At 74.1% G+C, this 10,357-nt stretch carries 2 protein-coding genes; both read right to left on the bottom strand.

Annotated features, from left to right (window positions below; all coding sequences use genetic code 11):
• Positions 1-1,213, bottom strand: a 1,213-nt coding sequence (locus ACOJTC_RS24315; protein WP_420118621.1) for a beta-ketoacyl synthase N-terminal-like domain-containing protein, incomplete at its 3' end; no start/stop codon positions are given.
• The gene (locus tag ACOJTC_RS24320; protein ID WP_420118622.1) at positions 1,210-10,356 is read right to left on the bottom strand and encodes an SDR family NAD(P)-dependent oxidoreductase; all 9,147 of its coding nucleotides are present in this window, start codon (positions 10,354-10,356) and stop codon (positions 1,210-1,212) included. The genes ACOJTC_RS24320 and ACOJTC_RS24315, both read right to left, overlap by 4 nt.
• Between the last annotated feature and the right edge of the window lies 1 nt (position 10,357).

Consider the following 10,357-nt stretch of genomic DNA (forward strand, 5'->3'; position numbering starts at 1 on the left):
CCGGCACCACCCCGGCCCGCATCGCCGACACCATCTTGATCACCCCGGCCACACCCGCCGCCGCCTGCGCATGACCGATGTTCGACTTCACCGACCCCAACCACAACGGCACCGAACGACCCTGCCCGTACGTCGCCAACAGGGCTTCCGCCTCGATCGGGTCACCCAACCGGGTACCGGTGCCGTGACCCTCCACCACCTGCACGTCGGACACCGACACACCCGCCACCGCCAACGCCCGACGAATCACCCGCTCCTGCGACGGACCACTCGGCGCGGTCAAACCGTTCGACGCACCGTCGGAGTTCACCGCACTGCCCCGCACCACCGCCAACACCCGGTGCCCGTGGCGGCGGGCGTCGCAGAGACGTTCCAGCAGCAGCAGGCCCACGCCCTCCCCCCAGCCGACGCCGTCGGCGGTGTCGGCGAACGCCTTGCACCGGCCGTCCGGGGCCAGGCCACGCTGCCTGGCGAACTCCACCAGCAGGTCGGCGGTAGGCATCACCGTCACGCCCCCGGCGAGCGCCAGCGAGCACTCCCCGGCACGCAGCGCCGACGTCGCCAGGTGCAGGGCGACAAGCGACGACGAGCAGGCGGTGTCGAGGGTGACCGCGGGCCCGGTGAAGCCGAACTGGTAGGCGATCCGGCCGGAGACGATGCTGCCGGCGCTGCCGCTGATCAGGAGCCCTTCGAGTTCGTCGGGCACGTCCTGACCGCCGAAGGCGTAGTTCTGGTACATGGTGCCGACGAACACGCCGGTCGGGCTGCCGGCGAGCGAACCCGGGTCGATGCGGGCGTGTTCGATCGCCTCCCACGAGGTTTCCAGCAGCAGCCGCTGCTGGGGGTCCATCGCCAACGCCTCCCGGGGGGAGATGCCGAAGAAGTCGGCGTCGAAGCCGGCGACGTCCGCGAGGAAGGCACCGCCGGTGGCGTACGTGGTGCCGGGGTGGTCCGGGTCGGGGTGGTAGAGGCCGGCGAGGTCCCAGCCCCGGTCGGTCGGGAACCCACCGACCGCGTCGACCCCCTCGGCGACCACCCGCCACAGGTCGTCCGGGCCGCGTACCCCGCCGGGCAGCCGGCAGGCCATCCCGACGATCGCCACCGGCTCGCTGATCCGGCTCTCCAACTGGGCGACGCGGGCCCGTGACCGGCGCAGGTCGGTGGTGGCCTTGCGCAGGTACTCGACGAGCTTGGCGCTGTCCTCGGCCATCACGGCTCCGTTCCCTGGTCGATGATGTCGTAGAGGCGGTCCACCGGGATCGTGTCCAGGTCGTCGGTGTCCAGGTCGTCGTAGTCGGCGGGTGGACGCAGTTCGATCAGGAGGCGTTCCAGCCGGTCGACTATCTCGTCGCCGCCCGCGTCCCCGGTGCGCAGCGCGGCCTCCAGACGGTCGAGGGCGGCCAGCGCCGAGCCGTCCTCCCGCTCCTGGTCCGGCCAGCGCAGCCCGCAGACGAAGTCGGCGAGCGCGGCGGGGGTGGGATGGTCGAACACCACCCCGGCCGGCAGCGGAACACCGGCGGCGGTGCTGACCGCGTTGCGGAGCTGGGTGGCGGCCAGCGAGTCCACACCCAGGTCGGCGAAGCGGCGGCCCGGGTCGACCTCAGCCGGGTCGGCGTGGCCGAGCACCTTCGCCGCCTGGGCGGTGACGAGGTCCAACACCGCCTGGCGGCGGTCGGCCGGGGCGAGCGCGGCGATCCGGTCGGTGGCCGGTCGCTGCTCCCCCGGCGTACGGCGGGGGGTGCGGACCAGGGCGCGCAGCACGGTCGGCGGCGCGTCGATCGCCCGCAGCACGGCCGGGTCGAGCCGGACCGGCGCCTGCACGGCCCGGTCGTGGGCCAGCGCCAGGTCGAACAGCGCCATGCCCTCGGCCTCGGTCATCGGCACCACACCGGTGCGGGCGACGCGTTCCCGGTCGTGCGCGTCCAGGGTGCCGATCATGCCGCTGTCCTGCGCCCACAGTCCCCAGGCCAGCGACACGGCGGGCAGGCCGAGGTGGCGGCGCAGCCGGGCCAGCGCGTCCAGGCCGGAGTTGCCCGCCGCGTAGTTGGCCTGGGCGGGCGGGCCGAGCAGCCCGGAGATCGACGAGTACAGCACGAACGCGTCGAGGTCGAGATCCCGGGTCAGCTCGTGCAGGTGCCAGGCGGCGTCGACCTTCGGGGCCAGCACCCCGTCAAGCCGTTCCGGGGTCAGCGCGGGCAGCACACCGTCGTCGAGCACCCCGGCGGTGTGGATCACGGCGCGCAGGGGGTGGGCCGGGTCGGTCCCGGCGAGGAGTTCCGCGAGGGCGTCCCGGTCCGTCACGTCGCAGGCGGCCACGGTGACGTCCTGCGCGCCCAGGCCGAGCAGTTCCGCGCGGAGCTCCGCCGCGCCCGGGGCCGCCGGTCCGCGCCGACTGACCAGCAGCAGTCGGCGTACGCCATGGGTGGTGACCAGGTGCCGGGCGGCGAGCGCCCCCAGCCCACCGGTGCCGCCGGTGACGAGCACCGGTCCGGCCCACCGGCGGGCCGTCGCGGGGACGCCCCGGCTGCGGACGAGCGTCGGGGTGGTCACCACACCGCCGGTCGCGGTGAGGTCGGTGGTGCCGGCGAGCAGAGTGTGCGGGAACGCCCGCGCCGAGCGGAGGTCCCCGTCGAGGGTGACCAGGCCGAACCGGTCCGGGTACTCGCTGATCGCCGAGCGGACCAGCCCCCAGGCGGTGGCCAGGACGACGTCCCGGTCCACCCCGGAGGCGACGAACACCAGGCGGCACGGGGCGAGCGCCCCGTCGCGGAGCCAGTGCTGGGACAGCTTCAGCACCCGTTGCGCCATCGTGTGCGCGTCCGCCGCCGGGTCCCCGGTGTCCGGGGAGGTCAGCGGGTGCAGGAGCACGTCCGGCCGGCCCCGCGCCGAGCCGAGCAGTTCGGCGAGGGTACGGTGCCGGCGCAGGCCGTCCAGCCCGTCGAGCAGCCCGAGTTCGTCGTCGCCGAGCACCGCCCAGTCACCCGGTGCGCCGCTCGTCTCCCGCGTCGGCACGCGCCGGTCCTCGAGGTGGAACAGGGCGTCGCCGACGGACGGGCCGGCGTCGCCGCCGAGTTCGAGTTCGGCTTCCGTGGTGACGGTGCCGTCGTGGTCGACCAGGGCGATCCGGACGTGCTCGGTGTCGTGGTGCGCGATCTCGACGTCCACGGCGGGGTCGGCCCGGTGCACGGTCAGGTTCGTCCAGCGGACGGGCCGGGCGGGGGCGAGGTCGTCGAGTGCGGAGCGGAGCACAGCGGTGGGTAGTGCGCCCCCGTCGCCGGGTTCGGCGGAGAGCTGCCCGGTCGCGTGTTCGACCCAGCTGCCGTTGGGCCGGGAGGCGATGGTGAAGCCGACGCCGTCCACGGTGACCCGCAGCGGGCCGGGGCGCTCGGGGGGCACCTCCGGGACGAGTTCGGCGACGCCGGTGACGCCCGCGTGTCGGGCCGCCGCCAGCGCCGCCTCCGCCAGGACGACGTGCGGCCCGGCCTCGGCCAGCGCCGACGCGGTCAGTACGCCGGCGAGGACGAACGAGTCGTCGGACAGCTCCACCGCCGCGCCGAGCAGCGGGTGTTCCACCGTGTCGAGCCCGATGCCCGCCACGTCCGTCCGGGGTGCCGGGGTCAGCCAGTACCGCTGGCGTTGGAACGGGTACGTCGGCAGGTCGACGACCCTCCCGCCACCGTAGTACGCCCGCCAGTCGACGTCGTGCCCCCGTACCCACACCTGCGCCAGCCCGGTCACCGCCGACGTCGCCTCGTCGATGGTCGGCCGGAGCATCGGGATGCCGTCAGCCAGCAGGGACGACAGACCACCGTCCGCGCTCAGCTCCCACCAGGACCGGGGACCGGCAGCCTCGATCGCGGCGTGGAACAGCACCGGCTCACGCACCTGCCGCACCCAGTACCCCGGCTCCCCCAGACCACCGACCTGGCCCGTCACCGTCGACACCACCGGAATCCGCGCCGGACCGAACGACAACCCCTCCACCACCGCCCGGAACTCGTCCAGCATCGGCTCCATCAACGGCGAGTGGAACGCGTGACTGACCGACAGTCGCCGGTGCCGGACGCCCAGCGTGGTCGCCGCCGTCTCCGCTACCTGCAGCGTCTGCTGCTCCGGGCCGGCGATCACCACCGCCGACGGACCATTCACCGCCGCCACCACCACATCACCGGACAGGAACGGCCGCACCGCATCGACCGAGGCCCGCAGCGACACCATCGCGCCCCCGGCCGGTAGCGCCGCCATCAGACGAGCGCGGGCCGACACCAACGTCACCGCATCCGACAGGGACAACACCCCGGACACGTGCGCCGCCGCGATCTCCCCGATCGAGTGACCCACCAGGACCGCAGGCCGGACACCCCAGGACTCGACCAGGCGGAACAGCGCCACCTCCACCGCGAACAACGCCCGCTGCGCAACGCCCGTCTCATCCAGACCCACACCAGAGGAGATCGCCTCTTGGACGTCCCCACCCGACAGGTCACACACCTCGTCGAAGACGGACGCGAACACCGGGAACGCCCGGTACAGGCCAGAACCCATCCCCACCCGCTGACCACCCTGCCCCCCGAACACCAGACCCAACCCCGCAGGAACGACACCAGACGGCACCCCGGCCGACGGTTCGGCGCCATCCGACGGCGACCCCGCGACCGGGCTCACTGTGGAAGCAGGAACCGCACCGGACGCCAACGCCCGGACCCCGGGGGCCAGCGACGCCGAATCCGCGACCACCACACCGTCGAGCAGCACCGCCCGCTCGGCGAAGACCGACCGCGTCGACGCCAACGACCACCCCACATCCACCGCCGACACCCCACCGTCGGCGGTCGAACCCGACGGACCACCATCGCTGCCCGTACCGTCTGCCGGACCGACCGCCGTCAGGCTGAGTTGCCCGATCACCTCCTGCACCCCGGCGGCGGTCCGCGCTGACACCGGCCACGGCGTCACCGGCACCGGCGATCCCGTCGCCGCCGCGGGACCACCCGCCTCCACCGGCGGCGGTTCCTCCACGATGATGTGCGCGTTGGTGCCGCTGATCCCGAACGACGACACCCCCGCCCGACGGCGGCCCCCCTCGGCCACCGTCCACTTCCGCGACTCCCGCAGCACCTCCACCGCACCCGACGACCAGTCCACGAACCCGGACGGCTCGGCCACGTGCAGCGACCCGGGCACCGTCGCGTGCCGCATCGCCAGCACCATCTTGATCACCCCGGCGACACCCGCCGCGTGCTGCGTGTGACCGATGTTCGACTTCACCGACCCCAACCACAACGGCTCCGAACGATCCTGCCCGTACGTCGCCAACAGGGCTTCCGCCTCGATCGGGTCACCCAACCGGGTACCGGTGCCGTGACCCTCCACCACCTGCACGTCGGACGCCGACAGGCCCGCCACCGCCAACGCCTGGCGGATCACCCGCTCCTGGGAGGGGCCGCTCGGCGCGGTCAGGCCGTTCGACGCGCCGTCGGAGTTCACCGCACTGCCCCGCACCACCGCCAGCACCCGGTGCCCGTGGCGGCGGGCGTCCGACAGGCGCTCCAGCACCAGCATCCCCGCGCCCTCGGCCCATCCCGTGCCGTCCGCGTCGGCCGAGTACGCCTTGCACCGGCCGTCCGGTGACAGCCCGCCCTGCCTGCTGAACTCGACGAACAGGGTAGGGGTGGACATCAGCAGCGCACCACCGGCGAGGGCGAGGTCGCACTCCCCGGCGCGCAGGGCGTTCGCCGCCAGGTGCAGGGCCACCAGCGACGACGAGCACGCCGTGTCCAGGGTGAGGACCGGGCCGACCAGGCCGAGATGGTAGGCCAGTCGGCCGGACGCGACGCTGTTGGCGCTGCCGGTGAGCAGTTGCCCCTCGAACTCGGGCACGGTGGCCAGCAGCGAGCCGTGGTCCTGGCTGCTGACCCCGACGAAGACACCGGTCCGCGAACCCCGGGCGGCGAGCGGGGGGATGCCGGCCCGCTCGAACGCCTCCCACGAGGTTTCCAGCAGCAGCCGCTGCTGCGGGTCCATCGCCAACGCCTCCCGGGGCGAGATACCGAACCGGGCCGGGTCGAAGTCGGCGATCCCGTCGACGAAGCCACCCTGGGTGGCGTACGTGGTGCCGGGGTGGTCCGGGTCGGGGTGGTAGAGGCGGTCCAGGTCCCAGCCCCGGTCGGTCGGGAAGTCGCCGATCGCGTCGGTGCCCTCGGCGACCACCCGCCACAGGTCCTCGGGGCTGCGTACCCCGCCGGGAAGCCGGCAGGCCATCCCGACGATGACGACGGGGTCGTCGTCGGTACGGGTCGGGGTGGCGACCGGGGCGGGAGCGGGGGTGCCGGCGATCTTCGTGGTCAGCCAGGTGGCGACCGCCGACGGGGTGGGATGGTCGAACACCAACCCGGCGGGCAGGCGCAGCCCGGTCGCCGTCGCCAGCGCGTTGCGCAGTTCCACGGCGGTCAACGAGTCGAAGCCCAGCTCGGTGAAGGGCCGGTCGGCGGGGACCGCGTCGACGCCGGAGTGGCCGAGGACGCCCGCGACGCGTTCCCGTACCACCTGGAGCAGGGCGGCGGTGAGTTCCGCGCCGTGCCGTCCGGCGAAGAGCGCGGTGGGGTCGGCCGCCGCCACGGCCCGCCGGGCCGGGCGACGGACCAGCCCCCGCAGCACCGCCGGTGGCTCACCGGTGATCCTCGGCAGATCCATCCGCATCGGTACGAGGTGCGGGTGGCCGGTCGCGGCGGCCAGGGTGACCGCCGTGTCGAACAGGGCCATCCCCTCCGTCAGGTCCAGCGGGATCATGCCGGCCCGGCTGATCCGGTCCCGGTCGGCGGTGGTGAGGGCGGCGGTGATGCCGCCGTCCTGTCGCCACAGTCCCCAGCCGAGCGACAGCGCGGGCAGCCCCCGGGCCCGGCGGTGGGCGGCGAGTGCGTCGAGGAACGCGTTGGCGGCGGCGTAGTTGGCCTGCCCGGGGCCACCGAACACGGCGGCCGACGAGGAGTAGAGGACGAACGCGTCCAGGTCCCGGTCCACGGTCAGCTCGTGCAGGTGGCAGGCGGCGTCCACCTTGGGGCGGAGCACCCGGGTGAGCTGCTCGTCGGTGAGCGCGCCGACGACCGCGTCGTCGAGCACCCCGGCGGTGTGCACCACCGAACGGACGGGATGGCTGTCGAGCAGCCGGGCCAGGTCGTCCCGGTCGGCCACGTCGACGGCGGCGACGCTGACGGTGACGCCGAGGCCGGTCAGCTCGGCCACCAGTTCGCCCGTGCCCGGCGCTCCGGCGCCCCGGCGGCTGGCCAGCACGAGTTCGCGTACGCCGTGGGTGGTCACCAGGTGGCGGGCGACCAGCGCGCCCAGCCCGCCGGTGCCGCCGGTGACCAGCACCGGGCCGGGGAGGCGCACGGGTCCGGCCGTCGGGGTGGCGACCCGGGCCAGCCGGGCGGCGGTCCAGGTGCCGGCCCGGACGCTCACCTCCGGTTCGTCACCGGCGACGAGCCCGGCCGCGACGGTGGGGACGGTGGCCGGGTCGTCGGTGTCGACCAGGACGAGCCGTCCGGGGTTCTCGGTCTGGGTGCTGCGCAGCAGACCCCAGGCGGCGGCCAGGGCGGGATCGTCGGCGACGCGTTCACCGGCGACGACCACCCGGGTGTCGGCGTACGCGTCGGTCAGCAGGGTACGGACCAGGGCGAGGGCGGCGGCGACGGCGGCGTGGGTACGGCCGGCGAGGTCGGGGTGGCCGGGGTCGACGGTCAGGTGGTGGCAGGCCACCGGGGCGGGGCCCGCGTCGACGGCCGGAGCGGGGGCGGCGATGGGCGGGGCCGGCACCGGCACGGCCACCCGCTCGTAGAGGTGTTCCTGGCGGGGCTGTCCGGCGGACCGCAGCGCCTCGGCGGAGACGGGACGGGACAGCAGCCCGCCGACGGTGACCACCGGCGCGCCGGACTCGTCGTAGCCGGTCAGGGTGAGGCTGCCGGTCGACTGTTCCCGCAGCCGTACCCGCAGGGTGGTCGCGCCGCCACGGTGCACCTGCACGTCGCTCCAGGAGAACGGCAGGCCACCGGGTCGGGTGTCGTCGAGCACGCCGCGCAGCAGCGGGTGCAGGCAGGCGTCGAGCAGGGCGGGGTGCAGCACGAACGCGTCGGCGTCGGCGTGCCGGTCGGCGGGCAGGCCCACCTCGGCGAGGATCTCGTCGCCGAGCTGCCACAGCCGGCGCAGGCCACGGAACGCCGGGCCGTACCGGTGGCCGTCCTCGGCCAGGCGGGGGTAGGCGTGCGTGACGTCGACCTCGCGGCTGCCGGGTGGCGGCCAGGTCTCCTGCCCGGTGGGGGTGGTGGGGGGCGCGTCGGTCAACCGGCCCTCCGCGTGGGTGGTCCAGGCGGGGTCGTCGCCGCCGGTGGTGTGCGGGCGCGAGTGGACGGTCACCGGTCGCCTGCCGTCGGGGTCGGGCGGGCCGACGGCCACCTGGATCTCCACCGGTTCATCGGTGAGCACCAGCGGTGCGGCGATGGTCAGCTCGTCGACGACGCTGACGCCGAGGTGGTCGCCCGCACGCAGGACGAGGTCCACGAAGGCCGTCCCGGGCAGGAGCACGGTGTCGAGCAGCGCATGGTCGGCCAACCACGGGTGGGTCCGCAGGGACACCCGTCCGGTGAGCAGCACGCCGTCACCGGCGGCCAGTTCGACGGTCGCGCCGAGCAGCGGGTGCCCGGCGGAGCGTAGGCCGGCGCTGGTCACGTCGCCCCGCCCGTCCCCGGCGTCGAGCCAGTACCGCTGCCGTTGGAACGGGTACGTGGGCAGGTCGACGGTCCTACCGCCGCCGTAGTACGCCCGCCAGTCGACCTCGTGCCCCCGCACCCACACCTGCGCCAACCCCGACACCGCCGACCTGACCTCATCCACACCAGGCCGCAACATCGGAATACCGTCAGTCAGCAGGGACGACAGAGCGCCATCCGCGCTCAACTCCCACCACGAGCGGGGGCCGGCCGCCTCGATCGCCTCGTGGAACCGCACCGGCTCACGCACCTGCCGCACCCAGTACTCCGGATCCGCCAGATCCCCGACCTGCCCCGTCACGGTCGACACCACCGGAATCCGCGCCGGGTGGAAGGACAACCCCTCGACGACCGTGCGGAACTCGTCGAGCATCGGCTCCATCAACGGCGAGTGGAACGCATGACTCACCGACAGTCGACGATGTCTAACGCCCAACCCGGCCGCCACCGCTTCCGCCGCTTGCAGGGTCTGCTGTTCCGGGCCGGCGATCACCACCGCCGACGGACCATTCACCGCCGCGATCACCACGTCGTCGGACAGGAACGGTTGCACCGCATCAGCGGAGGCCCGCAACGACACCATCGCCCCACCCACCGGCAACGCCGCCATCAAACGAGCACGCGCCGACACCAACACCACCGCATCCGACAGAGACAACACCCCCGCCACATGCGCCGCCGCGATCTCCCCGATCGAATGACCCACCAGAACCGCCGGACGCACACCCCACGACTCCACCAGGCGGAACAGCGCCACCTCCACCGCGAACAACGCCCGCTGCGCCACCCCCGTGCCATCCAGGCCAACACCGGAGACAATCGCCTCCCGCACATCCCCACCCAACAGGCCACACACCTCGTCGAACACCGACGCGAACACCGGAAACGCTCCACACAAACCCGCACCCATCCCCACCCGCTGACCACCCTGACCCCCGAACACCAGACCCAGACCGGAGGCCACCAGGCGGGGGGCGACGTCCATCCCGGCCGGGGACGACGGTTCGGCGTCGCCCGCCGGTGGAACCGCCGCCGACCAGCGGAGTTCCGGGGGGACCGAGGCCGAGTCCGCGACGACGTCGCCGTCGAGCAGCACGGCGCGGTCGTCGAACACCGTCCGGGTCGACGCCAGGGACCAGCCCACGTCGGCCGCCGGCACCGTCGGGTCGGCGGCGGCGCTCCACGGGCGGAGCCGCTCGACCAGGTCCCGTACCCCGGCGGTCGTCCGCGCCGACACCGGCCACGGCGTCACCGGTACGGGGTCGCACCCGCCGGTGGTCCCGGCCGACGGGTCCGCTCCGGCGGGTGACCCGTCGGGCGGCGGGTCCGTCACGGCGGGGGGTTCCTCCAGGATGACGTGCGCGTTGGTGCCGCTGATCCCGAACGATGACACCCCGGCCCGCCGTCGGCCCTCCGCCGTCCACGGCCTCGACCCGGTGACCACCTGCACCGAACCTGACGACCAGTCCACGAACCCCGACGGCTCGGCCACGTGCAGCGACCCCGGCACCACCCCGGCCCGCATCGCCGACACCATCTTGATCACCCCGGCCACACCCGCCGCCGCCTGCGCATGACCGATGTTCGACTTCACC

This window comes from Micromonospora sp. (assembly GCF_048594385.1).
In the GTDB taxonomy this organism is placed as follows: domain Bacteria; phylum Actinomycetota; class Actinomycetes; order Mycobacteriales; family Micromonosporaceae; genus Micromonospora; species Micromonospora wenchangensis.